This window comes from Kitasatospora cathayae, assembly GCF_027627435.1.
GTDB lineage: Bacteria > Actinomycetota > Actinomycetes > Streptomycetales > Streptomycetaceae > Kitasatospora > Kitasatospora cathayae.
Genome location: NZ_CP115450.1, coordinates 6513009 through 6537926, shown reverse-complemented (window position 1 = coordinate 6537926; position 24918 = coordinate 6513009). Strand labels below are relative to the sequence as shown.

The 24918-nt window shown below is 72.4% G+C and carries 19 protein-coding genes and 3 pseudogenes; 10 read left to right on the top strand and 12 right to left on the bottom strand.

What is annotated here, in order from left to right:
• Positions 1-13: 13 nt before the first annotated feature.
• Together O1G21_RS29545 and O1G21_RS29540 are read right to left on the bottom strand one after the other, a co-directional pair.
• On the bottom strand, positions 14-913 hold the full coding sequence (locus tag O1G21_RS29545) for an aminoglycoside phosphotransferase family protein (protein WP_270147963.1): 900 nt from the start codon (positions 911-913) through the stop codon (positions 14-16).
• Between the two features lie 197 nt (positions 914-1110).
• Positions 1111-1389 carry an alpha/beta fold hydrolase gene (locus tag O1G21_RS29540; RefSeq protein ID WP_270147961.1) on the bottom strand — a complete coding sequence of 93 codons (279 nt, stop codon included), beginning with the start codon at positions 1387-1389 and terminating at the stop codon, positions 1111-1113.
• Between the two features lie 75 nt (positions 1390-1464).
• Between O1G21_RS29540 and O1G21_RS29535 the strand changes: the two genes are divergently transcribed.
• A complete protein-coding gene (locus tag O1G21_RS29535; RefSeq protein WP_270147960.1) occupies positions 1465-2265 on the top strand; it encodes a helix-turn-helix domain-containing protein in 801 nt (266 codons plus the stop codon).
• 103 nt (positions 2266-2368) lie between these two features.
• Here the strand turns inward: O1G21_RS29535 and O1G21_RS29530 are convergent, their stop codons facing one another.
• Positions 2369-3223, bottom strand: a complete 855-nt coding sequence (locus tag O1G21_RS29530; RefSeq protein ID WP_333493510.1) for a helix-turn-helix transcriptional regulator — start codon at positions 3221-3223, stop codon at positions 2369-2371.
• Positions 3224-3326: 103 nt separating this feature from the next.
• On the opposite strand from O1G21_RS29530, the gene O1G21_RS29525 reads away from it, so the two are divergent.
• On the top strand, positions 3327-4061 hold the full coding sequence (locus O1G21_RS29525; protein WP_270147958.1) for an SDR family NAD(P)-dependent oxidoreductase: 735 nt from the start codon (positions 3327-3329) through the stop codon (positions 4059-4061).
• Here the strand turns inward: O1G21_RS29525 and O1G21_RS29520 are convergent.
• The 7 genes and pseudogenes from O1G21_RS29520 to O1G21_RS29490 all read right to left on the bottom strand — a co-directional run bounded on the left by O1G21_RS29520 (position 4049) and on the right by O1G21_RS29490 (position 10885).
• The gene (locus O1G21_RS29520) at positions 4049-4705 is read right to left on the bottom strand and encodes an HAD family hydrolase (protein WP_270147957.1); all 657 of its coding nucleotides are present in this window, start codon (positions 4703-4705) and stop codon (positions 4049-4051) included. The genes O1G21_RS29525 and O1G21_RS29520 overlap by 13 nt on opposite strands.
• Before the next feature lie 28 nt (positions 4706-4733).
• The gene (locus O1G21_RS29515; protein WP_270147954.1) at positions 4734-5405 is read right to left on the bottom strand and encodes a hypothetical protein; all 672 of its coding nucleotides are present in this window, start codon (positions 5403-5405) and stop codon (positions 4734-4736) included.
• A complete protein-coding gene (locus tag O1G21_RS29510) occupies positions 5398-7635 on the bottom strand; it encodes a hypothetical protein (protein WP_270147952.1) in 2238 nt (745 codons plus the stop codon). Before O1G21_RS29510 ends, O1G21_RS29515 begins: the two co-directional genes overlap by 8 nt.
• A 10-nt stretch (positions 7636-7645) precedes the next feature.
• Positions 7646-8107, bottom strand: a complete 462-nt coding sequence (locus tag O1G21_RS29505) for a WXG100 family type VII secretion target (RefSeq protein WP_270147951.1) — start codon at positions 8105-8107, stop codon at positions 7646-7648.
• A gap of 135 nt (positions 8108-8242) precedes the next feature.
• Positions 8243-8956: pseudogene (locus O1G21_RS29500) on the bottom strand (putative Ig domain-containing protein); the annotation flags it as partial.
• Between the two features lie 216 nt (positions 8957-9172).
• Positions 9173-9790, bottom strand: a pseudogene (locus tag O1G21_RS29495) (trypsin-like peptidase domain-containing protein); the annotation flags it as partial.
• Between the two features lie 171 nt (positions 9791-9961).
• Complete coding sequence (locus O1G21_RS29490) at positions 9962-10885, bottom strand: hypothetical protein (protein ID WP_270147949.1); 924 nt, start codon at positions 10883-10885, stop codon at positions 9962-9964.
• A gap of 149 nt (positions 10886-11034) precedes the next feature.
• Between O1G21_RS29490 and O1G21_RS29485 the strand changes: the two genes are divergently transcribed.
• The 3 genes and pseudogenes from O1G21_RS29485 (at position 11035) to O1G21_RS29475 (ending at position 16076) form a co-directional block, all read left to right on the top strand.
• Positions 11035-12156 (top strand): alpha/beta hydrolase, encoded by a 1122-nt coding sequence (locus tag O1G21_RS29485; RefSeq protein WP_270147947.1) that lies wholly within the window; start codon positions 11035-11037, stop codon positions 12154-12156.
• A 254-nt stretch (positions 12157-12410) separates the two neighbouring features.
• Positions 12411-13577: pseudogene (locus O1G21_RS29480) on the top strand (RNA-guided endonuclease InsQ/TnpB family protein).
• An 84-nt stretch (positions 13578-13661) separates the two neighbouring features.
• Positions 13662-16076: a glycosyltransferase family 39 protein gene (locus O1G21_RS29475; RefSeq protein WP_270147945.1), complete on the top strand. Its 2415-nt coding sequence runs from the start codon at positions 13662-13664 to the stop codon at positions 16074-16076.
• 221 nt (positions 16077-16297) lie between these two features.
• Here O1G21_RS29475 and moaA read toward each other — a convergent pair whose 3' ends face one another.
• Positions 16298-17293 carry a GTP 3',8-cyclase MoaA gene (moaA, locus tag O1G21_RS29470; RefSeq protein ID WP_270147943.1) on the bottom strand — a complete coding sequence of 332 codons (996 nt, stop codon included), beginning with the start codon at positions 17291-17293 and terminating at the stop codon, positions 16298-16300.
• A 141-nt stretch (positions 17294-17434) separates the two neighbouring features.
• On the opposite strand from moaA, the gene O1G21_RS29465 reads away from it, so the two are divergent.
• From O1G21_RS29465 to O1G21_RS29445, 5 genes are all read left to right on the top strand, one after another.
• Positions 17435-18037 (top strand): nucleotidyltransferase family protein, encoded by a 603-nt coding sequence (locus tag O1G21_RS29465; protein WP_270147942.1) that lies wholly within the window; start codon positions 17435-17437, stop codon positions 18035-18037.
• Between the two features lie 172 nt (positions 18038-18209).
• Positions 18210-19079, top strand: a complete 870-nt coding sequence (locus O1G21_RS29460) for a hypothetical protein (protein WP_270147940.1) — start codon at positions 18210-18212, stop codon at positions 19077-19079.
• A 203-nt stretch (positions 19080-19282) separates the two neighbouring features.
• Positions 19283-20158 carry a tetratricopeptide repeat protein gene (locus tag O1G21_RS29455; RefSeq protein ID WP_405000735.1) on the top strand — a complete coding sequence of 292 codons (876 nt, stop codon included), beginning with the start codon at positions 19283-19285 and terminating at the stop codon, positions 20156-20158.
• Between the two features lie 159 nt (positions 20159-20317).
• Positions 20318-21244, top strand: a complete 927-nt coding sequence (locus tag O1G21_RS29450; protein WP_270147938.1) for a (2Fe-2S)-binding protein — start codon at positions 20318-20320, stop codon at positions 21242-21244.
• Positions 21245-21473: 229 nt separating this feature from the next.
• Complete coding sequence (locus O1G21_RS29445; protein ID WP_270147936.1) at positions 21474-22529, top strand: DUF2637 domain-containing protein; 1056 nt, start codon at positions 21474-21476, stop codon at positions 22527-22529.
• 31 nt (positions 22530-22560) lie between these two features.
• On the opposite strand, the gene O1G21_RS29440 is transcribed toward O1G21_RS29445, so the two are convergent.
• Positions 22561-24813 carry a SpoIIE family protein phosphatase gene (locus tag O1G21_RS29440; RefSeq protein ID WP_270147935.1) on the bottom strand — a complete coding sequence of 751 codons (2253 nt, stop codon included), beginning with the start codon at positions 24811-24813 and terminating at the stop codon, positions 22561-22563.
• Between the last annotated feature and the right edge of the window lie 105 nt (positions 24814-24918).

Below are 24918 nucleotides of genomic sequence, written 5' to 3'. Positions count from 1 at the left end.
CGGTCCTGTCCCCTCAGACGTTCCCGGCGTGATCGGCGAGCAGCTCGCCGATCACGTACCGGGCGGTGTCCGCCATCCGCGGGTTGCTCTCGCGGTAGTAGGACAGCTCCATCAACGCCACGGACAGCGCCCATCCCCGCCCCCGCTCCCACTGTGCGTCATCGGCGCCGACGGCCGTACGGAAGGCGCCGCGCATGGCGGCGGGGAGCACGTACCAGGCGGTGATCAGGTCCACGGCCGGGTCGCCGAGGCCCGCGCAGCCGAAGTCGATGACGGCGCTGAGCCGTCCGGCGTCGTCGACCAGCAGGTTGCCGGGCTGGAGGTCGGCGTGGATCCAGACCGGTGGTCCGGGGTGTTCCGGCGCCGCAACTGCGGTTCGCCACAGAGCTGTTACCGACCCGGCGTCGACCGTGCCCGCCAGCGCCGCGACCGCCCGCCGGACCGCCTCGTCCCGCGCCGTCAGCGTCTCACTGCGGTAGGAGGCCGGACCGTCCACCGGATCCACCCGGTGCATCGCGGTCACGAAGGACGCCAAGTCGGCGGCCAGCAGCTCGGGTTGGTCGAAACGTCCGGCGACCGGGTTGGCCCCTTCGAGCCAGCGAAGCACCGACCACCGCCAGGGGAATCCGTCCACCGGCTCGCCCAGGCCCACCGGCACCGGTACCGCGACCGGGAGTTCGGGCGCCAGGCGGCGCAGCCAGGTGTGCTCCTTCGCGATGTCCTCGGCCGCTCCCGGGATGCGCGGGATCCGCATCACCAGGTCCGTACCCAGCCGGTACATCGCGTTACTGGTGCCCGCCGAATCCACCAACTCGACGGGTAGACCGGCCCATTGCGGGAACTGGTCTGCGACCATCCGGCGGACCAGCATCTCGTCGATGTCCAGTTCGTCCGCGTGCATCTTCTGGGGCATGGCGCCCGACCTTGCCAGCAACCGCACGGCCCGACAAGCGAATTGCTGAGGTTTTCGTGCTGTTGTCGGGTGGCGCCAAGTGGTGATCCTCCCTGTGGTGCGCCGGTGGTACGCGGAATGCGCAGGGTGGGGGCCTGACCGCTGAGCCGGCCGCCCACGGTGTCGAGGACCAGCGGTGGACCCTGACCCGTGAGTGATCAGTGTGGCGCGGTTTCGACGGCGAAGCCGTGGAGGAGGGTTCCGGTGGTGTCGGGGTCCTCGAGCATGGGGGAGTGACCGACTCCGTCGAGGATCTCGATGCGGGCGTGGGGGACTTGGCGATAGTCCTGGGCCGAGGAGGGACGCCAGCGGTGGTCCTGGGAGCCGAAGAGCACCAGGGTCGGCAGGCCGAGGCCGGCGAGCCGGTCGGGGATGGGTCGTTCCTTCAGGTACGCGCTGGACGCCTCGTCGGTCGCGGTGAGGCTGCGGTAGGTCATGCCCCGGACGTCGGGCAACCTGTTGTCCGGACGGCAGACTCCACCGCTGCCTGGGAGATCGCGCGACCGTCACGGGTGACCGCGCTGCCCGGTGTCGACATGGCCGGGTTCCGCGTTCGCGGTGGCAGCCCGATCGACCTACGAGCCGTTCCTCACCCAGCCGTCACCGTGGCTGTCGAGTTCGGTGACCGCCCGTTCGACATCCACGGCGCGGTCGGCCGAACGCGGTCGGAGAGCCTGATCGCCGGGCTCGGCTTCAGCGCCTTCCAGGTGTGCGCCGAGGACGTCGAGTGTGTGCAGATACGCTTGTCTCCGCTCGTCGCGCACCCCGTACTCGGACTCCCGCTCGCGGAGTTGCGCGGGAGCGTCATCGCGCTCGACGACCTGTGGGGTCGTGCCGCGCCGCGCCTGCGGGAGCGGCTTCACCATGCGCGAACCTGGCTGGAGCGTTTCGCGCTGATCGACACCGAACTGATGACCCGGTTCCATGCGGGCAGGGAGGTCGATCCCGAAGTGGCCTGGGCCTGCCGCCGGATCGTCGCCAGTCACGGACAGGCCCGCGTGAGCGAGCTCGCGGGCCGGCTCGGTTGGAGCCGGCAGCGCACGTGGTCACGCTTCGGTTCGCAGATCGGCCTGGCGCCCAAACGCGCCGCCATGCTGGTCCGCTTCGATCACGCCATCCATCGCCTGGTCCGCGGAGACACCCCCGCGCAGGTGGCCGCGGGCGGCGGCTATGCCGACCAGTCCCACCTCCACCACGACGTCCGCGCGTTCACCGGGACAACTCCCGCCGCCGCCGCGCACGAGCCATGGCTGGCCGCCGATGACAGAGCCTGGCCGGCGCGCGACGGCGCGGAGCGCACGTTCGGGTACTGAGGTTTTCAGGGCAGGGTCGGTGTGCCGTCCCGGAGCACGGCGACCGCCCTGGCCCCGTACGCGACTTCCTCGACCTCGCCGTCCCCGCCCTGCGGTCGGCGGCTCACCCGCGCACCGCGAGGTCCTGACTCCCCACCACCTTGAGCAGCCGCAGCGCCGAGTGCGAGGGGGTGCCGGGCGCGGCGGTGAAGAAGATCGTCCACTGGTCCCGGTGCGGATCGTGCAGGGCCTCGCAGTCGAGGTCGAGCGGGCCGACCACCGGGTGGAGGATGCGCTTGTGGGTCGACTGGCGGATCTCGACGTCCTGCCGGGCCCACAGTTCGCGGAACTCGGCGCTGGCCGCGTGCAGCCGCTCGACCAGGGTGCGCAGGCCGCTGTCGGCGGGGTAGCGGGCGGTGGCGGCCCGCAGGTCGGCGACCACGCGGAGGGCGAAGCGGGCCGCGCCGTCCGGGTCGTAGCGGGCGCGTGACTCCGGGTCGGTGAAGAAGCGCCAGGTGAGGTTGCGCTCGCCGGGCGGCACGGCGGAGAAGTCGCCGAGCAGGGCGGCCGCCATGGGGTTCCAGGCGAGAACGTCGCGGGCGGCGCTGCAGACCAGGGCCGGGGTGTCGTCCAGCCGGTCGAGCAGGTGCAGGATGCCGGGCCGTACGTCGCGGGACATCACGCTGGGCGGCAGCGGCGGCTCACCGACCAGGTGGTGCAGGTGGGCGGTCTCGTCTTCGGAGAGCCGCAGGGCCCGGCTGATCGCGCCGATCATCTGCCGGGACGGGCGCGGGCCGCGGCCCTGTTCGAGCCGGATGTAGTACTCCACCGACATGCCGGCGAGCTGCGCGACCTCCTGGCGGCGCAGGCCCGGCGTGCGGCGCCGGCCACCGGCCGGCAGGCCGACGTCGGCGGGCTGGATGCGGGCGCGCCAGCGCCGCAGGAAGGCGGCCAGCTCCGCCCGGTCCACGTGTTCCACGCCCCCAAGTCTGGCCCGGCAGCCGCGCCGCGACCATGGGACTGTCGGTACCACCCTCGACAGTGCCCTCCCGGCGTCGGCGCCGCCCGGCCAGAGTCGAGGCATGACGACCAACCGCATCATCCTGATCACCGGCGCCAACAAGGGCATCGGCCTGGCCACCGCCGGCGAACTCGCCCGCGCCGGACACACCGTGCTGCTCGGCGCCCGCGACCCCGAGCGGGGCGCCGCGGCGGCCGACTCCCTCACCGGGCAGGGCCTGGACGCCCGCTACGTCCGCCTGGACGTCACCGACCCGGCGACCATCGCCGCCGCGGCCGAACTGATCGCCGCCGAGTACGGCCGGCTGGACACCCTGGTCAACAACGCTGGCATCACCCGGGACTTCGGGACCACCCCGGACCAGCTGCCCGTCGAGGACCTGCGCGAGACCTACGAGACCAATGTGTTCGGCGCCGTCGCCGTCATCAACGCCATGCTGCCGCTGCTGCGCAAGTCGGCGGCCGGACTGATCGGCAACGTCTCCAGCGGCCTCGGCAGCTTCTCCTTCCTCGCCGACCCGGACTCGCCGATCTGGGACCACGCGAACCTGCTCGGCTACAACACCTCCAAGGTCGCGCTCAACGCCGTCACCCTGGTCTACGCCCGCACCCTGCGCGCCGAGGGCATCAAGGTCAGCTCGCTGGAGCCGGGCCACTGCGTGACCGACCTCAGCCACCACTCCGGGCCGTCCAGCGTCGAGGAGGGCGGCCGCCGGATCGCCCGGCAGCTGGGCGAGGCCCTGGCCGGGCCCAGCGGCCAGTTCGTCCACCCCGACGGCGGCCGCTACCCCTGGTAGGCGGCGATCAGGGCGGGCAGTTCGCGCATGTCGTCGAAGACGACCGTGCCCGGGCCCGCCAGCCGCTCCGCCGCCGTCACGCCGCCCGCGTAGCCGAGCGCCCGCATCCCGGCAGCGCGGGCGGCCTGCACGCCGGGCCCGCTGTCCTCGACCACGAGGCAGCGGGCCGGGTCGACGCCCATGCTGCGGGCGGCGTGCAGGAAGAGGTCGGGCGCGGGCTTGCCGCGCCCGACCTCGGTGGCGCTGAAGATCCGGCCCTCGAAGCGGCCGTACAGTCCGGTACGGCCCAGGGTGTGGCGCATCTTCTCGTGGCTGCCGCTGGACGCCACACACGTGGGGAGCCGGATCGCGTCCAGCGCCTCCACCAGCCCGTCCACCGGTGTCAACCCGGCGTCCACGGCCTCGGCGTGCAGCTCCCGGAAGCGCTTGTCGAACAGCGTCGCGGCCTCCTCACCGAGCCGCTCGGCGACCACCGCGTGGTTGGCCGCCTCGGACCGCCCGACGAACCGCTCGATCACCTCGGCCTCGGTCAGCGGCCAGCCGAACTCCTCCCCCAGCTGCACCAGGACGCGGACGGCGATCACCTCGCTGTCCACAAGGACGCCGTCGCAGTCGAATATCACCAGCTCTATCGGGTCGATCATCCGACGAGCTTAAGGGACCCCGATCCGGTCAGGGCCCCGGCGGCGGGAAGTTCGTCGCCGACTGCGGAACGCTGTCCGGCAGGTGCAACGGGTTCGAGCACGGGTAGCTCGCCACGACGGCCTTCGCGTACTTCAGCGCGATGTCCAGTACGGCCCGGTGGACCTTCTCCGACGTCGCTTCGGTGGCCTCGCCGGACCTGATCCCGACCGTCGTGTACGGAAAGCGCCTGGCGGCGTTCTCCGGGTTGTCGCACCTGAACGCCATCTGGACGAACTGCCGCCCGACCCACCCTTGTACGTCCGGACCGAAGTCCAGTCGGTTGATTCCCGGGCCACTACTCGACGCATCCGGGCCGTACTTGTCTTTCCACATGAAATCAGGCTGCGCATCCACCTGGACCCAGAGGAGACTCTCCCCCAGGCCTTCCCCCGACTTCCTCCGGAGCACGCAGTCGATGTCGCCGTGGTTCGGTTGGAGGTGCTCGTCGTGTGGCTGGCTCTCGACGAACGTCCCGTGCACGTGCTCTGCCAGCGGCTTGAGGTCGTCCCTGGTGAGCACCCACCAACAGGCGCTGGCGGGCAGTTCGGCCGGCGGCTCATCCGACCGCCACCACCACCCGAACACCGCCCCAGCAAGGAGGACCGCCGCCGCGATCCCGGCGGCGAGCCACCGCCGCCGGAGCCGCCTGCGCTCAGTCATTGATGGCCGTCGTGAACAGCGTCGAGCCATTGGTATGGGCATAGCGCACCTGGTTCGCGGTGTCCGCAGCCATGGCCTCGATCTCCGTGTCGCTCAGCCCTGTCCCCTGAGCGGCGTTGACCACCGCGGTCTTGGCGGCGGCCGCCGCCGCGCTCGCGCCGTCCATCTGCGAGATCGTGGCCGGGTCTGCGAAGTTCGCCTCGATGTGGTAGTTGTGGGCCAGATCGTCGATGAAGTGCTTCACCGGTTCCGAGATGCCGGGACCGACGATCGGGATGCCCTTCACCACCTCGCCGCCGGTCATGAGCCAGACCGACTTGCCCCATACGGCGTTCTCGTCGAGGGCGTGGTTGTACGCCTCCGTCTGAGCCCGCGCATCGTGCACGATCTCCTGAGTCCGGGCCGCCGTAATGATTCCGGCCACCTCGCCGCCCGCGTGCGCCGCGTTGTGCACGGCCGCGTCGGAGTGGGCGCCGTAGTCAGCCCGGTGCGTGATCACGTCCTGGATGTGCGCCGTCGTGTAGGCCTGCTGGGCCTGCGCGATGGCGCCGAAGGCCTCGGGGTTGCGGCCCAGCGCGCCCAGGAGCTTCGCGGTGTTCCCAGAATCCAGATTCGCCGGGGTGCCGTAGCGCGGCAGTGCCTTGTCGTCCGGGCTGAGCGCGCCCTGGACGTCGCCCATGTACGCGGCCGCCATGTGGCCGAGGCTGGGCGCGATGCCCGCGAACTCCCCGCCGGGGCGGAGCGACTTGGGGCCCTCCTTGCTGCCGAAGACGTCGACCACCGTCTGCATCATCGCCGCCTGCTCCCCGGTGTGCGGTGCAAGCTGGTCCTGCGAACCGAACGGGCGGCCGGTGACACCCGCCTCCAGGGCGTTGCCGAAGGACAACACGGTGGACTTCCCCGCGTGGTCGTGCATCACGTCGTGCCCCGGCCAGGTGTCCCGGAGCGGTGAGTCCTCGCCCGGCCTGGCCAGGTCCTTGATGTAGTGGTTGTCCCAGCTGAAGCCCTTGACCGTGCCGTCGAGGTTGTAGAGCGTGGTCGGTCCGTGGAAGAACTTCACCGACGCCTCGGGGTTGTGCGCGAGCGCGTCCAACACCCCGCCCATCGGGTTGAAGCCACCCTCCCCCGCACCCGCCGGGAGACCGAGGAACTTCAGGTAGCGGAACTCGTCGGGGCTCCAGCGGTCCGAAGTCCACTGCCCCGGCCCCAGACTGAGCTGGGTGACGTGCTCGGCGATCGGGTTGAGGAAGTGCGAGTCGTACGTGCCGTTGCGCAGGATGTTCGACAGGATCTGGTAGCCGAACGGGTTGAGGTTGTGCGGTGAGGTGTTCGGCGGCCAGATGTCCTGCCGGGCGTAGCCGGCCTTGCGCAGCCCCGCCTCCCATTCGTCGGACAGATGGGGGAGGTTGTGGCTGTCGGTGGCGCTGGCCAGGGCCAGGCCGAGGTTCTTCTGCAGGTCCGCAATGGCCTGCGGCCGCTTGTTGCCGTCCTTGTAGGTCGAGACCGTGGCCAACTGGCCGTAGTACTTGAGGAATCCGTCCGGCCCCAGCCGGTTGTAGAAGGCGGTGGTGAACTGCGGGTCGTTGGCGTGGTCCTTCAGGAGCTTGTTGAGCTGGTCCAGTTGGGCGTCGCTGATGTTGCCGGCGAGCTTCAACAGGTCAGCTGCCTGCTTGCCCTGCTCCTCCGGTCCCGACGACGGCCGGAAGGCCGTCCGGTCCGTCCCGGTCGCGCCTCCGAGCGCGGTGGCGGCAGCGGCGTCCGCCGCCTCGGCCCGGGCCACGGCCTTCGAGATGTCGACGCCGACCTCCTGTGCCAGCCTCCGGTACGTCTGCTCGTAGGACGGGTCGTTCTTCTCCACCTCGCTGGCCGGCGCGGGCCAGCTGACGTTCACACCGTTCGCGTCCACCGTCAGGGAGTGGTCCGCGGCCTTCTTCAGGGCCGCGTCCAAGTCGGCTCGGGAGGCGGCGAGTTCGGTGTGTGCCTCCCGCAACGCCTTGGCGATGGCACTGGCCTCCTCGAACGCCGCATCGAGCTCGTTGCGTGCCTTGGTGACCGCCGGGGCGGCCGATTCGGCCGCGTCGCCGTTCCAGTTGGAACCCTGCAACGGCGTGATCACGTCGCCGGTGAGCTCCGAGGAGAACTTCCAGTTGCGGACCAGTCCCTCGAAAGCCGTGGCCAGGGTTTCGAGGCCCTGGAACGAATCCCGACGCAGATCGGAATAGGTACTCATGCCACCGGCCTCAGGGAGTGGGGAAGTTGTTGGCGTTCGCCTGGTCGGTCTGCGCGTACTGCTCGGCGTTGATGGAGAGCACGCTGGCGATGCGCCCGAGCAGTCCCCCGGTGGCCTGCGCCTGCGCGGCCCACACGTCCTGCGCGGTGGACAGGGCGCCGACGATCTTCCAGCTCTTGGACATGCCCTGGGTGGCGCCCGGCTGGTCCTTCCAGACCTCCTTGCAGGCCTTGTCGAAGTTGGTGTTGAGGGTGCTCGCATTGCCCGACGCCTTCCGCAGCGCGTCCGGGCTCACCCTCACCGTCGTACCGGCGGCCGACACGTGTGTCGGTGTCGGCTCCCACCCCGGGGACGCCGCACCGGCCGCGGCGGCGGCGAGGTCCGGGAACTGCTTCTTCGCGTCTTCTGTCAGGTTCCCCGACTTGTCGAAGAGCCACGGATTCATCTTGCGTTCGAAATCCAGGTCAGTCACTCGTCTTCGCCCCCAGCCCGTTCGTCTTAGTCGGCAGCCTAACCATCGACCCTTGTGGTCTACGGGAGTTGAACGAAATCTGAGCAACGGCGGGGCCCGACGGCGACGCCGCCGCGCCCCGCTACTGACTTGGCGTCAGCTGGTCTGGATCGAGGTGTCGTCGATCACGAAGCTCGTCTGCAGCGAGGAGTCCTCGACGCCGGTGAACTTCAGGGTGACGCTCTGGCCCGCGTAGGCCGAGAGGTCGAAGGTGCGCTGCTGGTAGCCGGCCGCGGCGTCCACGTTGGAGTAGGTCTTCAGCGTGGTGCCGTTCACCGACACGGTCAGCTTGTCGTACGCCGTCGAGCCCGACTCCGCGGTGTCGATGTGCAGCCAGAAGCTCAGCGTCGCCTTGCAGCCCGCCGGGATCGCCACCGACTGGGACAGCGTGTCGGTGTGGCTGCTGCCGTAGCCGTCCAGGTACGCCTTCCAGCTGCCGCCGTGGGCCGGCTCGGAGGAACTGTTGTCGATCACACCGCTCGAAGCCGCCCACGGCGCCGCCGAGCCCGTCTCGAAGCCCGGGTTGCCCAGCAGCTGCGCCGGGGTGCAGGAACCGCCACCACCGGTGGCGACCGCCCAACCGAAGCTGGTGGTGGCCGACTTGCCGGCGGCGTCGGTGACGGTGACGGTCACGGTGGAGCTGCCGGCGGTGGAGACGGTGCCGGAGATCAGGCCGGTCGAGGAGTTGATCGACAGCCCGGCCGGCAGGCCGCTCGCGGCGTAGGTCAGCGGGGCGGTGCCGCCGGAGGCGTTGATCTGGAGGTTCACCGCCCCGCCGACCGCCGTGGACTGGTCACCGGGGCTGGCCACCGAGACGGCGGCGCCGGCCGGCTTGGTGAGCAGGCAGCCGGGCACGGTGAGGTCGACGGCGCGGCTGGAGTTCAGGCAGGTGGTGAACCAGTAGGTCTCCTCGCCGTAGCTCTGGCCCTTGGTGGCCGTGGTGGTGCCGTCGGCGGCGACCTCGCACGGGTTGTTGAGGGTGCACATCTGGCCGTCGTCGTTGCCGGTGTTGTTGATGCCGACGATCCGCCCGCTCGCGGAGTCGATGATCGGCGAGCCGGAGGTGCCGTGCGTGGTGTTGCAGCCGGAGCTGTAGCGCAGCGAGTCGTGCCAGGTCCACTGGTCCTCGCGCAGGGTGGGCACGAACCCGTTGACGGAGCAGTTCCAGACCTGCTTCCAGTACGAGGACGGGATGTACATCGAGGATCCGTCGACGGGGTGCGCGTCGTTGATCGTCAGCGCGGTGGCGCCGTACTTGGAGGTGATCGAGCCGTAGGTGTCGGTGAGTCGGTAGAGCGCGACGTCGGTGCCGGTCATCGTCGCGTAGATCACCCGGTCGGCCTGGACGGTGCCGAGGCTGTTGCCGGCACCGTCCAGCAGGGTGCCGCTGCGGCTGGCGCTGACGTTCTGGATGACCTGGCCGGCCGAGGGCATGGTGGGCAGGCAGTGTCCGTTGGTGAGCATCATGGCCCGGTCCCCGTCCACCGAGGCGGGGAACCGGACCAGCGAGGCCGAGCAGTCGTCCAGGGCGATGGTCGACGTCAGGTCGGCCGCCTGGACGGCGTGCGCGGGGGCGGCGGCGAAGGCCAGCCCGCCCGCGACGACGGCGGTCGTGCCGGCCACCGCGACAAGTCTCTTGAACATGGCTCTCCTTGTGGGGGATCGCGGAGTGCCCGGCTGGTCGCCGAGGTCCGCGCCCGCACGAAAGTGCCATGGTCACTTCAAGCGGTCAACGGTTCCTGCACAACTCGCCACTGGCTGGCGCATGTTGTGCCATCGAATGACAACCACCTGTCCCGGTATGCCCGTTACGGACTACGGCTGCGGGAAAGAGTTCGGGTCCACGTCGTTGGTCTTGGCGTTGCCGTCGGCCACCGGCTGAAGGGTGATCGACCAGGACGTCGAGGTACTGCCGGTCTCGAACGGGAAGTTGTCCTCGAACTTGGTGAACGCACAGCTCTGCGTGAAGGCCTTGGTCGCGGAGTCCCAGTCCGCACCCTCGGAGACGTAGACGTCGTACGTCCCGTCCTCCACGCCCTCGATGCTGGCCTTCTGTCCCTTGGCCACGAACATCGAGTGCACCGTCTTGCCGTTCAGCACGAGCGAGACGACCGCATCCGTCTTGCCGCCGTTGTCGACCTTGAACACGCCCTCGCCGCGCAGCTTGCCCGTGCTGACCATCGTGCCGTTGTCCAGCGAGCGGGACTGCTGCTTGGGCAGCTCGGGGACGGTGAGGCTCGCCGAGTAACCGGCCGCTGCCAGTTTGGTGAGGAGCGCCGACACCGACGCCAGCCCCTGCGAGGCACCCAATTTGGCCTCCGCCGAGCTCAGGGCGCAGACGTCCCTGGCCTTGATGGCGCCACGGACACCCGCGACGTCGTCCTGGAACACGCTCAGCGCGATCGCCAGGTCATGCCTGTCCTCCGTGACCGCGGCCGGGGCGTCCGCGATGTCCAGAGCCCTGTAAGCGCTGTGCGCGGCGGTGCCGAGGGTGCTGAGCACGGCGTCGAAGTCGCTCAGGCTCTTGGCACCGGGGATCTGGGCCAGCGCGCTGTTGACCGGATCGATGTTCTTGCTGAGCACCGGGCCGAACGGCACCTCGCTCGGCGTGGCCTTCGAGGCAGGCCCGCCCGCGGACGTGGCCCCGCCCGCCGCCGTACCGCCGGTCGACCCGCCCGAGCAGGCCGCGAGCAGCAGCGCCGAACCGATGGCCAGACCGGCCTTGCCGATGGACTTCATGATCCCACCCCAGTGACGCCCGGCGCACACTGCGTGCACACGCCCTGCGACATGGTGCCGACCACGAACCATCCCGGTCAACCCGTTTCGGCCGATCACCCGAAGGGGCCGCCCCGGCCCACCCATCCGGGTCAACTACGATCGGGCCCGTGCTCAGTCTCACCGGACTCCCCCTCCAGATCATCGCCTCGGTCATCGCGATCGTCGTCTTCGCCGCCACCATGTGGTTCTGGCCGAAGTTCGGCGGGAAGGGCTGGAAGTCCTGGCTGGGCCGGATCGGCGCCTTCCTGGCCACCCAGCTCTCGGTGCTGGCCGCCATGGGCCTGATCGCCAACAGCTACTTCGGCTTCTACAGCTCCTGGACCGACCTGCTCGGCACCAGCGGCGGGCTCGGCACGGTGGTCGACCACCAGCCCAACGCCTCCGGCGTGTCCATCACCGGTGAGCAGAAGTTCTACTCGGCCCAGGGCTCGGACCGCGACCGCTCCGGCCTGATCCAGAAGGTCGACGTCAAAGGAGCCGGCAGCGGCCTGAGCACCGAGGCGTACGTCTACCTCCCGCCGCAGTACTTCCAGCCGGGCTACGCCAAGCAGCGCTTCCCGATGGCCGTGGTGCTCACCGGCTACCCGGGCACCCCGGAGAAGCTGATCTCGCTGATGCAGTACCCGGCGTCCACCCTCGACGCCATCGAGCAGAAGAAGCTGCCGCCGACCATCCTGGTGATGACCCGCCCCACCCTGGTCGGCGACCGGGACACCGAGTGCGTCGACGTGCCGAACGGCCCCCAGGTCGAGACCTTCTTCACCAGCGACCTGCCCAAGGCCCTCGCCACCACCTACCGGATCGGCACCGACCCGGCCAACCGGGCCGTGATCGGCAACTCCACCGGCGGCTACTGCGCGCTCAAGTTCGCGCTGCGCAAGCCCGACTCCTACCCGGCGGCGGTCGCGCTCTCCGGCTACTACAGCGCCGCCCACGACCCGACCACCGGCGACCTGTTCGGCGGCGACGACAAGCTCAAGCAGGAGAACGACCTGCTGTGGCGGCTGAAGAACCAGCCGGCTGCCCCGGTCTCGCTGCTGCTGACCACCGCGTACGACGAGAACAACTACGACGAGACCAAGGCCATGGTCGCCGCCTTCAAGGCCCCCACCAAGATGTCCACCATCACCCTGGACACCGCCGGCCACAACTTCCACACCTGGACCCGGGAGATCCCCCCGGCCCTGGAGTGGCTGGGCAAGCACATCACCATGCCGGCCGCCGCGTAGGACCCACCCAGGGCACCGTCCCGGGGAAACGGGGATACGGAGAAAGCGGCGCAGATCACCTGATCCTCCCGAGGAGGCCCCGGTCTTCTGGCCGGGGATGAATCGGGGTTCCGTAGAAGCCGGGACGGCTCTGAGAGCGAGGCTCGGAAGCGAGTTTGACGGTTCGTCTTACTCATGCGGGTTCCATGTGTAAGGCTTGGGCCGTGAGGGTGGCGTAAAAGTGCCGGGCATACCCGGCCCCTGAGCAGGCGGCCATGCTGGGCCGCACGTTCGGGTGCGTGCGCCTGGTGTGGAACAAGACCCTCGCGGAACGCCACCGGGCGTACCACGGGACGGCGTGAAGACCTCGTACAAGCAGACCGACGCGGCGCTGACGGCGCCGAAGAAGACGGACGACCTGTCGTTCCTGTCCGAGGTGTCGTCGGTGCCGTTGCAGCAGACACTGCGCCACGTTCTCGAACTTCTTCGCCGGACGGGCGAAGTACCCGCGTTTCAAGTCCCGCACCGCGCGGCAGTCCGCGCACTACACGCGCTCCGCGTTCCGCATGAAAGCGGGTGAGCTGTGGCTGGCCAAGACCAGTGCGCCGCTGGTCTTCGTGTGGTCGTTCGGCGATGTGGACGTGACCGCACTGGACCCGACGATGGTGATCGTCTCCCGCGACCCCGACGGCCGCTGGTACGTGACCTTCGCCCTGGACACCGATGAGAACACCGCTTTGGAACCGCTCGGCCACGCCATCGGCGTGGACCTCGGGCTGAAGGACTTCGCCGTGACCTCGGATGGGGAGTGGATCGCCAACCCCCGGCATCTGGAACGCAAGCTCGCGAACCTCAAGCGGTACCAGCGCAGGATGGCCCGCTGCCAGCGCGGCTCCAACAACCGAACCAAGGCCAAGGCGAAGGTCGCCCGCGCCCACCGCAAGGTCAAGAGCGCCCGCCAGGATTTCCTGCACCGCGCCAGCACCAACCTGGTCCGCAAGGCCGGCGTGATCGCCATAGAAGACCTGAACGTGGCAGGCATGGCCAAGAACCGGAAACTGGCCCGTTCCGTCTCCGACGTCGGCTGGGGCGAGTTCCGCCGACAGCTGGAGTACAAGTGCGAGCGCTACGGCCGACAGCTCGTCGTGATCGACCGCTGGTACCCGTCGTCCAAGACCTGTAGTGGCTGCGGACATCTGCTCGCTGAACTCAGCCTCAGCACCCGGCACTGGACATGCCCTGCCTGCCGCACCCGGCACGACCGGGACAGCAATGCGGCGAAGAACATCCTTGCGGCTGGTCGAGCCGTAGCCCGAGGCGACTCGGGCGATGCCTGCGGAGCTGGTGTAAGACGGCAAGGGGCATCCCTTCCGCTGTCGGCTGTGAAACAGGAAGCATCCCAACCGGTGCGCTCACGCGCAGCGGCTCAGCCGCAAGGCTGAGGGGGCTCCCCCGCCCTCAGGCGGGGGAGGAAGTCAAAGCCTCGTCTCACGGTTCTCTCAGCCGCGCCACGCACCATATGGCGCATGACCACGAGCAGCTACTCCCCGCCAGCCGGCGATCCGTGGCCCGAGGCCGCGAACTACCCGCCGCCGGAGATGCCGCAGCCGGACACCAGCCGGCCGGCCCCGGCGCCGCTCTTCCCCGAGCAGCCCCTGCCGCCCGTCGGCCCCAAGGGCCCGGCCTCCTGGTCCGGACGGCTGCGCACCCTCCCGGCCCGCGCCTGGCGCGGCCGGGCGGACGACCCGCGCTGGGTGCGCCCGGCCCTGCTGGCACTGATCGCCGCGACCGTCGTCCTCTACCTGTGGGGCCTGGGCGCCTCCGGATGGGCCAACGCCTTCTACTCGGCCGCCGTCCAGGCCGGCAGCCAGAGCTGGAAGGCCTTCTTCTTCGGTTCCTCCGACGCCGGCAACTTCATCACCGTCGACAAGCCCCCGGCGTCGCTGTGGCCGATGGCGCTGTCGGTGCGGATCTTCGGCCTCTCCTCGTGGTCGATCCTGGCCCCGCAGGCGCTGATGGGCGCCGCCACCGTCGGCGTGCTGTACGCCACGGTGCGCCGCCGCTTCTCCCCGCTCGGCGGCCTGCTGGCCGGCGCCGCGCTGGCGCTCACCCCGGTCGCGACGCTGATGTTCCGCTTCAACAACCCGGACGCGCTGCTGGTGCTGCTTCTCACCGTCGCCGCGTACGGGATGGTGCGGGCGATCGAGACGGCGAGCACCCGGTGGCTGCTGTTCACCGGGGCGGTGTTCGGCTTCGCCTTCCTCACCAAGACCCTGGCGGCGTTCCTGATCCTGCCCGCCTTCGCGGTGATCTACCTGGTCGTGGCCCCCACCGGCTTCTGGCGGCGGCTGCGGCAGACCCTGCTCGCGGGCCTGGCCCTGGTGCTCTCGGCCGGCTGGTGGGTGGCGATCGTCGAGCTGCTGCCCGCCTCGGCCCGCCCGTACGTCGGCGGCTCGCAGGACGACAGCTTCCTGTCCCTGACCTTCGGCTACAACGGCCTCGGCCGGGTCGACGGCAACGAGCGCGGCAGCGTGGGCGGCGGCGGACACCTCCCCGCCGGGCTCGACCTGCCGGCCGGCGCGATGCACAACCGGGGCTGGGGCCAGACCGGCATCACCCGGCTGTTCGGCAGCGACATCGGCGGGCAGATCGCCTGGCTGATGCCGGCCGCGCTGATCCTGCTGGTGGTCGGCCTGTGGGCGACCCGCCGCCACGCCCGTCCGGACACCGCGCGCGCGGCGTTCCTGGTCTGGGGCGGCTGGCTGATCTCCACCGCGCTGATCTTCAGCTTCATGTCCGGGATCTTCCACCAGTACTACACGGTGGCGCTGGCCCCGGCCGTCGCGGCGCTGGTCGGCATGGGCGCGGACGGGCTGTGGCGGGCGCGGCACCGGCTCCCGTACGCGCTGCTGCTGGCGGGCGTGCTCGCGGTGACGGCGGGGTGGGCGTTCGTCCTGCTCGGCCGCAGCTCCGGCTTCCTGCCCTGGCTGCGTTGGGCGGTGCTGGTCGGCGGGCTGGCGGCGGCGGCCGCACTGGTCGCCGGGCAGTACGCCGGAAGGGTCTCCGGCCGGACCGGCGCGCGGATCGCCTCGGTGGCGGGCCTGGTGGGCCTGGCGGCGGCGTTCGGCGGTCCGGCCGCGTACGCGGTGGACACCGTGAGCACCGCGCACAACGGCTCGATCATCACCGCCGGGCCGTCCGTGAAGGGCGCGTTCGGGCCGGGATCGTTCGGGCGCAAGGGCGGCAAGGGCGCGATGGGCAACGGCCGGATGTTCGGCCAGGGCGGTCAGGGCGGTCCGGGCGGCTTCGGCGGCCAGGGCTTCCCCGGCGGCCAGGGCGGTCAGAACGGCCAGGGCTTCCCCGGCGGCTTCCCCGGCGGCCAGGGCACCCACGGCTCCGGCCGGGGCTCCGGCGGCGCCAACACCCCCGGCAGCCACCACGAGCGCGGTGCCGGAGGCGGCAGCAACGGCGCCCCCGGCGCCAACGGCTTCCCCGGCGGCCAGGACCCCGAGGGCACCGGCCCGGGCGGCTTCGCCGGCGGCATGGGCGGCCTGCTCGGCGGCACCAAGGTGAGCGACGAGGCCGCGGCGCTGCTCTCGCAGGACGCCGACCACTACACCTGGGCGGCCGCCACCACCGGTTCGCAGAACGCCGCGAGCTACCAACTCGCCACCGGCAAGCCGGTGATGGCCCTCGGTGGCTTCAACGGCACGGACCCCTCGCTCAGCCTGGACGGCTTCCAGAAGTACGTCCAGGAGGGCAAGGTGCACTGGTTCATCGCCGGCGGCTCGCACCGCGGCTTCGGCGGCGCGGGCGGCGAGGGCGACGAGGGCGGTCAGCAGACCGAGGCCGCCCAGATCGAGGCCTGGGTGACCGGCCACTTCACCGCCAGGACAGTCGGCACCGCCACCTTCTACGACCTGACGACCCCGAAGTCCTGACGGCCCCGAAGCCCTGACTCCGGAATCCTGATCCGGGAGCTTGATCCCCGCTCCCGGACCGGGCTCCGGAGTCCTCACCCGGGAGTCCACGCTCCGGGAAACCCTGATCCCGGAGACTCGACTCCCCCCGGGGGCGTGCCGCGTTCGCGCGGCGCGCCCCCTGTTCCTCGACTTCCGCACTGCTGCGGCATGGCCTTCCGGTCGGCCTCGGTGACGCCCGCTCAGCCGCCGATCGCGGACATCGGCCGCTCGGGCCGGACGAAGTCGGCGCTGCCGATGGCGTGTCCGGGCCCCTTGCCGGCGACCGAGGCCCGCCAGGCCTCCTCGATCCGGCCGTCGTCCGCGCCGCCGCGCAGCAGGGCGCGCAGGTCGGACTCCTCGGTGGCGAACAGGCAGTTGCGCAGCTGCCCGTCGGCGGTCAGCCGGACCCGGTCGCAGCCGCCGCAGAACGGGCGGGTGACGGAGGCGATGACCCCGATCACCGTGTCCGTCCCGGCGATCCGCCACTCCTCCGCCGGGGCGTTGCCGCTGCGTCCGACCGGCAGGAGGTCGAAGCGCTCGCCCAGCCGGGCCAGGATCTCGTCGGCCGTCACCATCGCGGCCCGGTCCCAACTCCCCTGTGCTTCCAGCGGCATGGACTCGATGAAGCGCATCCGGTAGCCGTGTTCGACGGCGAAGGACGCCAACTCCGGGATCTCGTCCTCGTTCACCCCGCGCACCGGCACGGCGTTGACCTTCACCGGGTCCAGTCCGGCCGCCTTCGCCGCCGCCAGTCCGGCGAACACGTCGCCGATCCGGTCCCGCCGGGTGAGCGCCGCGTACCGGTCCGCGCGCAGCGTGTCCAGGCTGACGTTCACCCGCCCCAGCCCGGCCTCCCGGAGCTGAACGGCCGTACGTGCCAGGCCGATCCCGTTCGTGGTCAGCGACAGCTCCACCCCCAGCCCAGCCAGCCGTCCGACCAGCCCGGGCAACCCCCGGCGCAGCAGCGGCTCCCCGCCGGTGAGCCGCACCGAGCGCACCCCGAGCCGCCGCACCGCGATCCGCACCAGCCGGACCACCTCGTCGTCGTCCAGCACCTCCGCACGGGGCAGCCAGTCCAGGCCCTCCGCCGGCATGCAGTAGGTGCAGCGCAGGTTGCAGCGGTCGGTCAGCGAGACCCGCAGGTCGGTGTGGACCCGACCGAAGCGGTCCACCAGCGGGCGCGGTGCGGTGTTCATCGACCCAGTACAGGGGCAAGCGCGCCGCCGGACCAGCGGCCGAACCGCCGGGGAGCACCCCCGACCTGCGCCTTCGTCCTGTGGATTCGCACAAGTCGCGAACCGCTGTCCGCCCGGGCCCGGACCGGGCAGGCTGGGCGCATGCAGAACACACCGCCCGCCGTCCCGGCCCTCGTCCTCGCCGCCGGGGGCGGACGCCGGCTCGGCGGGCGGCCCAAGGCGCTGATCCGGTACGCGGGCCGGCCGCTGGTGGAGCACGCGGTGGCCACCGTACGGGCCGGCGGCTGCCCGGACGTCACGGTGGTGCTGGGCGCGGAGCGCGAGCGGGTCCGCTCCACCGCGCACCTGCCGGGCTGCCGGCTGGTGGCCAACCCGGACTGGGCCGAGGGCATGGGCTCCTCGCTGCGGGCCGGGCTGGCCGCGCTGGCGCCGGACGCCCCGGCGGTGCTGGTGATGCTGGTCGACACCCCGGGCGTCACCCCGGCCGCGGTGGCCCGGCTGCTGGCCGCGCACCGGGCCGGCGCCGAACTGGCCGCGGCGGCGTACGGCGGGCGGCGCGGGCACCCGGTGCTGATCGGCGCGCGGCACTTCGCCGAGGCCGCCGAGGGCGCCGCGGGCGACGCCGGGGCCCGCGCCCTGCTGGCGGCGCACGCCGCGGAGCTCGTCCTGGTCGAGTGCGCGGACGTCGCCGTCCCGGACGACCTGGACACCCCCGCCGACCTGGCCCGCTGGTCGGCCCGCTGACGTGCTCCGCAGGCCCGCCGCGCATCCTCCCTGCGAAGGGTCCGGCCTCGCCCTCCCCGGTCACCGCCCCCTGATCCGTCCCTGAGGATTGCCCCATTCCGCGCCCAGAGCCGGACGTTTCGGGGAGCATGGGATGCATCCACCCACCCGACACCGACGGACGGAGCCCGCGATGGCAGGACTGCCCGACGACTTCACCGGACACGACCCCGCGCGGCCAGGGCCCGGGGCGGGCGGTGGCGCCCGGGCGATCCGCTGCCCCGCCTGCCGCCGCGAGCACCTGTACGAACCGCCGGCGCTGCCATGCCCGTGCGGCGCCTCGCTGAAGGTGCCGCTGCTGCGCGGCGGGGTGCCGGTGCAGGTGCGGTTCCGGTCCTGGGAGGACTCCTGGCTGAGCATGCGCTGCCCGCACTGCGGCCGCTCCGACCAGTGGCCGCAGCCCGAGTTCACCTGCAACTGCGGCGCCACCGTCCGGCTCCCGGTGGACCGCACCACCCGGCTGGGCAACGGCACGGCCGGACCGCTCGCCGCCCCCGGCCCGCAGGCCTCCCGCCCGTACCCCGCCCACCCGATGAACACCCCGGTGCCCGCCCCGCCCGCCCCGCCCGCGCCCCCCGGCGGCTCGGCCGGCAGCTCCCGCCCCTTCCGGCACCGCACCCCGTTCCGGCCCCACCCGGTGCGCACCTCGCAGGACGCGGTGTTCACGGCCGCCCGCTACCTGGAGTGGCTGGGCTTCGACGACCTGGAGCTGACCGAGGCCCAGGAACGCGACGGGGTCACCCTGCTGGGCAGCCGGATGGTCGCCCAGGTCGACACCTGGACCGAGCCCGCCGACGTGAAGTCGGTCGAGTGCCTGTGGCTGCAGACCCTGCACGCCGAGGAGATGGCCGCCGCCATGTTCACCCTGGCCGGCTACTCCCACCAGGCCACCGTGCGCGGCGAACAACTGCTGGTCGCCCTGTTCAGCCTGGACCTGGCCGGCGTGCCGCAGCCCGCCAACGGCGCCGCGGAGGCCCTGATGGAGACCGGCTGGACCTCCTGAGACGGGACATTGCCCCTCTAGATCATCTCGTCCGGAAAATCAACAACCTCCGCTCGTGATCTGGTGCACAAGCTCGCCCCCGTGTTGAATTGCCGCCACAGCGCGGGCCTTTCGCCCTGCCGTCGCCATGCGCACGGGTCGTGGCGGCAGGGCCCCAGGGGCAGGTCCGCGCCCTGCTGGATGGCGCACACAAGGAGGTGGCGTTGTCGGAGCACGGATGGAGCCCGAACGGCCCGGACGAACGGGGGCGGGCAGCAGCGGAGGAACCGGGCGACACCGTGTGGCGGCTGCGGTCCCGGGGGTGCTGGCAGGAGGCCGCCGAACTGCTGCGACCCGCCGCCGAACACGACCCGGCCGTCGCCCTCGCACGGGCCGAACTCCTCATCGAACAGTGCCTGTTCACCGCCTCGCAGTGGACCCAGGCGGAACAGGCGTTACGACTCGCCGAAGCCCTGGCGCAGGGCACCGAACAGCGCGCGGCCGCCGCCTGCGCCCGCGGCTTCCTCGCCTACCTCGCCAGCGTGCTCGGCCCGCGCGACCGGCTGGACGAGGCGCAGGCGGCACTCGGCCGCACCTCGGCCCTGCTGCCGCCGGACGCCCCGGGCCGCCCGCTGCTGGACTTCCGGCGCGGACTGGTCGCCGAGAACCTGTTGCGCGACCGCGGCGCCGCCTGGATCGCCTACCGCCGGGCGCACGAGGGCGCCGGCGAGCGCGGGGACGAACTGCTGCGCTCCTACACCTGGCGGCACCTCGCCGCGCTGGCGCTCTCCCGCGGGGACCGCGGCAACGCCCGGGAGGGCTTCGACGCCTCGCTGCGGCTGCGCGAGCAACTCGGTTTCACGGTGGGGGTGGCGCCGGCGCTCGCCGCGCTCGCCGAGGTGTCCGAGCCGCCGGAGGCCGTACGGCTGCGCGCCGAGGCCGCCCGCCTGGTGCACGCCCTGGGCGGGGTGCCGGTCTGGCTCGCGCGCCAGCTGGGCATCTCGCGCACGCCGGGGGGCACCCCGCGCACGCCGGGGCGCGCGCCGGGGGCTCCCCCGGATGGGCGCATCGCCAGCGAGACCGGAGGGACCATCAGCTAAGGTGAGGCTAACCTGTCCGGAGTGAGCAGTGCCCCGGACAGGTCGCCTTGCTGTTCCCCGGGCACCGCCGTGCCCCGGTCCGGCCGGGCCCCGGCGTCCCCGTGGCCGGGCCGCCGGGCGGTCCTCCGGCGGCCCCGGTCGACCCGATGGGGCCCGCCCATGACCGCGAGCAGCACCCGCCCCGGCCCCGCGCCGTGCGCCCCCCGCACCACCCAGGCGCACACCCCGGCCCACGCGCCGGACACCTCCACCCCCTGCGTCCCCTCGTACCACCGGCTGACCGCGCTGACCCCGATCCTGGACGTGCGCTGCGCCCCACCCCGCCGGGGCGGCGGCTGGCTGCCCGTCGCCGACCTCACCACGGACCCGGCCGCGGTGCGCGAGCTGATCGCCCACGACGCCCGACGGGGCCTCGCCCGCTACGGCCGACCGCTGCGCCCGGACGTCGCCGCCGGCTTCGGACTGCACCGCCTGGTCTGGTCGGTCTCACTGCTGTTCACCGTGCCGTGGTTCCTGGAACGGCGCGTGCCGCTGCTCGGCCCCGGCGACGTCTCGCTGCGCCGCGACCCCACCTCGATCGAGCTGACGGTGCGCCCGGAGGCCTTCGGCTGCCTGCCGGACGACCCGGCGGCCGGCTCGCCCGAGGCCCGTACGACGCCGGACGGGGCCGCACTGGCGGCCGAACTGCGGTACGCGCTGGGCGAGTTCCTGGCACCCGTGCTGGCCGCCTTCGGGCCTGCGGTGCGCCGCGGACCCCGGGTGCTGTGGGCGATGGCCACCGACGCGGTGGTGGAGGGGCTCTGGTACGCGGGTGGGCTGCTCGGGGAGCAGGAGCGGGCGCGCGCCGAACTGTCCGCGCTGCTGGCAGCCGGGGGCTCGACCTCCGAGCCAGCGCGCACGCCCGGCGCGGGCCAGAGCCCCGCTCCCGCCCCGGCCCCCTTCACCCCGGGCGCCGGTTTCGCGCCCCCGACGCCCGCCCGCACCGGCGCTTCGGGTACGGCCCGGGCCCGGGCCAGCTGTTGCCTCGTCTACACCGTGGAACCCGGGGCAATGTGTGGCGGCTGCCCCCGCGTCACGCGACGTTGACGGAAATGCGTGCGATTCCAGATTCGAAAAGCCCGCAATTCCGGGAACCTCCCACGCCGAATTCATATGACCATGCGATTTGTGATGGGTCAGAAATCCCTCTCCCCAGCGCATTGACGGCGAATCGGCCATTCGCTCGCCAGGCATCCGCCATGATGGTCCCCGCCCCGCTGCCGGAACGCAGCGGCGGCGCAGGAACGCGACGCAGAAAGCGAGGCTGGTTCCGGCGATGAAATTGTCCGACATACCGCTCGGCTGGGCCGTCACCGGGGTGGCGGGGCTGCTGGTCAGCGCCCTCCTGGTGGCCCTGGCCCGGAGCCGGGGATCCGCCGCCGGCGGGGATTCCTGGGAGCGTTCCGAGGAACGGCGCCGCAACAAGGAGTCCCTGTACGGCGCCGCCTCCTACACGCTGCTGTTCTGCTGCGCCGGGGTCGCGGCCGCGCTCTCCTTCCACGGACTGGTCGGCTTCGGCGTGCAGAACCTCGGCCTCTCCGGCGGCTGGGAGTACCTCGTCCCGTTCGGGCTCGACGGCGCCGCGATGTTCTGCTCGGTGCTCGCCGTCCGCGAGGCCAGCCACGGCGACGCGGCGCTCGGCTCCCGGCTGCTGGTCTGGCTCTTCGCCGGCGCCTCGGCCTGGTTCAACTGGGTGCACGCCCCGCGTGGCTTCGGCCACGCCGGCGCCCCGCAGTTCTTCTCCGGCATGTCGCTGTCCGCCGCGATCCTGTTCGACCGCGCGCTCAAGCAGACCCGCCGGGCCGCACTGCGCGAACAGGGCCTGGTGCCCCGCCCGTTGCCGCAGATCCGCATCGTCCGCTGGCTGCGCGCCCCGCGCGAGACCTACGCGGCCTGGTCGCTGATGCTCCTGGAGGGCGTGCGCAGCCTGGACGAGGCGGTGGACGAGGTCCGCGACGACAAGCGGGAGCGCGCGCTGGAGAAGGAGCGGCGCAAACTGGCCGGGCGCCGCGAGCGGGCCGAGATCCGGGCGATCAACCGCGGCGGCAGCCACTGGCGCGGACGCGGCGGCGGCGCACGGCAGTTGGAGTCGGCCGGCTCGGAGCCCGCGATAGCCGGCTCAGCCGAGGCCGGTCGCGAGGTCGAGGCCGGTGCCCGGGAAGCCGGTGCGCGCGAGGTCGAGGCGGCCGAGGGTACCGTCGTGCAGCCGGGCCTGCCGGCCCGTCCGGAGCGGCGCACCATCGACCTCACCGTCGACGAGGACACCGTCACGCTGCCCCGGCTGGACTCGCTGGAGCGCAAACTGAAGGACCTGGAGCAGCAGTTCGGCTGATCCGTTCCGGGCCGGCCCCGGCCCGGAACGGTCAGGCCGCGTTCGACCCGCTGAGCTCGAACCACATCCGCTTGCCGGATCCGCGCGGCTCCACGCCCCAGGAGTCCGCCAGCGCCTCGACCAGCATCAGCCCGCGCCCGGAGGAGGCCTGCTCCCCCGGCGTCCGGCGGGTCGGCCACAGGTCCGACTCGTCCTCCACCTCGACCCGCAGCCTGGCCCGGCCGCCGTCCGAGGCCGGCTCCCGGTAGAGCCGGGCGGTGAACATGGCGTCCCGGTCGGTGTGCCGGATCGCGTTGGTGACCAGTTCGGAGGAGAGCAGCTCGGCGGTGTCGATGAACTCGGCGACGCCCCAGCGGCGCAGCGCGTCGCGCAGTTCGGCGCGGACCTCGGCGATCCGCGCCAGGTCGGCCTGGCCGATCCGGCGGCGCAGCTGCTGGGCGGCGAGCCCGCCCGCCGGGCCGTCCCAGCGCAGGAGCAGCAGCGCTATGTCGTCCTCGCGCTCGCTGGAGTCGGCGGCCTGGGAGGCGATCCGGTCGGCCAGTTCCTCCAACGGGTCGCGGGCCGCCTCGTCGGCGAGCGGCAGCGGGCGGGCCAGGGCGCGGGTCAGCCGTCCGATTCCCTCGTCCAGGTCCATGCCGCGGGCCTCGACCAGGCCGTCGGTGCACAGCAGCACCGTCTCGCCCGGGTCCAGGCTGAACCGGGTGACCCGGTACTCCTGGTCCGGGTCGATGCCCAGCGGCAGCCCGCCGGCCACCGGCACCACGGCGGCGGTGCCGTCCGCGCGGCGCACCACCGGGTCGAGGTGGCCGGCCCGGACCGCGTAGACCACGCCGTAGTCCACGTTGACCTCGGCGTAGGTGCAGGTCGCGAAGTGGTCGGTGTCCAGGTCGGCGAGGAAGCGGGAGGCGCGGGCCATCACCGCGGCGGGCGGGTGGCCCTCGGCGGCGTAGGCGCGCAGCGCGATCCGCAGCTGGCCCATGATCCCGGCGGCGTGCACGTCGTGCCCCTGGACGTCGCCGATCACGAGGCCGACGTGCCCGCCGGGCAGCGGCACCACGTCGTACCAGTCGCCGCCGATCTGCAGGCCGGAGCCGGCCGCGAGGTAGCGCACCGCGGTGGTCACGCCGGGGATGGAGGGGACGGTGCGCGGCAGCATCACCCGCTGCAGGCCGGCCGCCAGCTCGTGCTCGGCGTCGTGCAGCCGGGCCCGGGCCAGCGACTGGGCGACCAGCCCGCCCAGGGTGGTCAGCAGGGTGCGCTCGTCGGCGTCCAGTTCGCGCTCGTCGTCGAAGCTGACCACGCAGACGCCGATCGCCCGGCCGCTGGCCACCAGCGGCAGGTAGGCCCAGGAGCCGCGGCCGGTGCGGCTGGTCTGTTCCCAGACGTCGGGGTGACGGTCGCGGAAGTCCTCGCGACTGGAGATGAAGACCGGGACGCGGTGCTTCAGCGCCTCGGCGGCCGGGTGGCCGGCGGGCAGCACGGCGCGGTCCCAGACGGCGAGCGCCTGGGAGCGGTAGCCGGAGGCGCCGAGGATCCTGGCCCGTCCGGCCTCGAAGGAGGCGAGCACCAGGCCGTCCGGCGGCAGTCCGGGCAGCGGCAGCTCGGTGAACACCCGGGCCACGTCACGGACGGTGACCGCTTCGGAGAGGGCGCGCGCGGCCTCCTTGATGAACCGGGAGCGCTCCTCGCGCAGCAGGGCGAGCCGGTCGGCCCGGTCGCGCTTGTGCAGCTCGACGGTGGCGTCCCAGACGAAGCCCACCATCCGGGAGGCGCGGCCGAAGGCGTCCGCGAGCACCCGGCCGCGGAAGCGCACCGCGCGCATCGTCCCGTTCGGCCCGACGGTGCGGTAGTAGGCGCCGCACTGACCCAGCTCGGCCACCGCGCGCTCGACCCGGCGGCGCACCACGGGCGCGTCCTCGGGGTGCAGCAGGGACAGGAAGGAGGCGGCGGTGCGGTCGAAGCGGTCCCGCTCGACGGCGTCCAGGCCGATGATCGCGCAGGCCCGCTGGTCGCCCTCCAGGACGTCGCGGCGGATGTCCCAGTCGAAGGAGCCGATGCCGTTGGCGGCCATCGCGGGCTCCAGCCAGTCCGGCATGGAGTCGGCGGAGGAGGGCGGCAGTCCGCCGGACAGCACCGGCGCCAGCCGCCCGGAGGCGAGCACGGGCGGCGTGCGCACGGAGTTGCGGCGGGTGGCCTGCGCGGGCGGGCGGGCGGCTGGCGGCGACTCCACGGCGGGCGCGCCGGGAGGAAGGGCCGGCCCCGGCGACTCTGGCTCAGTGGGCATGCTGCTCCTGCCGCTGCCGTGGCGGACCGCGCCGACCGTCCGGACGGGCCGCGTGGCGGTGTGATGGGTCGTGCTGGATCGGACGGTGCCGACGGACGGTGGTCA

Excerpts from the sequence above, each read along its gene's own strand:
- O1G21_RS29545 (WP_270147963.1), bottom strand. The coding sequence starts at position 913 with ATGCCCCAGAAGATGCACGCGGACGAACTGGACATCGACGAGATGCTG.
- O1G21_RS29540 (WP_270147961.1), bottom strand. The coding sequence starts at position 1,389 with ATGACCTACCGCAGCCTCACCGCGACCGACGAGGCGTCCAGCGCGTAC.
- O1G21_RS29525 (WP_270147958.1), top strand. The coding sequence starts at position 3,327 with ATGACGACCAACCGCATCATCCTGATCACCGGCGCCAACAAGGGCATC.
- O1G21_RS29520 (WP_270147957.1), bottom strand. The coding sequence starts at position 4,705 with ATGATCGACCCGATAGAGCTGGTGATATTCGACTGCGACGGCGTCCTT.
- O1G21_RS29515 (WP_270147954.1), bottom strand. The coding sequence starts at position 5,405 with ATGACTGAGCGCAGGCGGCTCCGGCGGCGGTGGCTCGCCGCCGGGATC.
- O1G21_RS29510 (WP_270147952.1), bottom strand. The coding sequence starts at position 7,635 with ATGAGTACCTATTCCGATCTGCGTCGGGATTCGTTCCAGGGCCTCGAA.
- O1G21_RS29490 (WP_270147949.1), bottom strand. The coding sequence starts at position 10,885 with ATGAAGTCCATCGGCAAGGCCGGTCTGGCCATCGGTTCGGCGCTGCTG.
- O1G21_RS29475 (WP_270147945.1), top strand. The coding sequence starts at position 13,662 with ATGACCACGAGCAGCTACTCCCCGCCAGCCGGCGATCCGTGGCCCGAG.
- moaA (WP_270147943.1), bottom strand. The coding sequence starts at position 17,293 with ATGAACACCGCACCGCGCCCGCTGGTGGACCGCTTCGGTCGGGTCCAC.
- O1G21_RS29465 (WP_270147942.1), top strand. The coding sequence starts at position 17,435 with ATGCAGAACACACCGCCCGCCGTCCCGGCCCTCGTCCTCGCCGCCGGG.
- O1G21_RS29460 (WP_270147940.1), top strand. The coding sequence starts at position 18,210 with ATGGCAGGACTGCCCGACGACTTCACCGGACACGACCCCGCGCGGCCA.
- O1G21_RS29450 (WP_270147938.1), top strand. The coding sequence starts at position 20,318 with ATGACCGCGAGCAGCACCCGCCCCGGCCCCGCGCCGTGCGCCCCCCGC.
- O1G21_RS29445 (WP_270147936.1), top strand. The coding sequence starts at position 21,474 with ATGAAATTGTCCGACATACCGCTCGGCTGGGCCGTCACCGGGGTGGCG.
- O1G21_RS29440 (WP_270147935.1), bottom strand. The coding sequence starts at position 24,813 with ATGCCCACTGAGCCAGAGTCGCCGGGGCCGGCCCTTCCTCCCGGCGCG.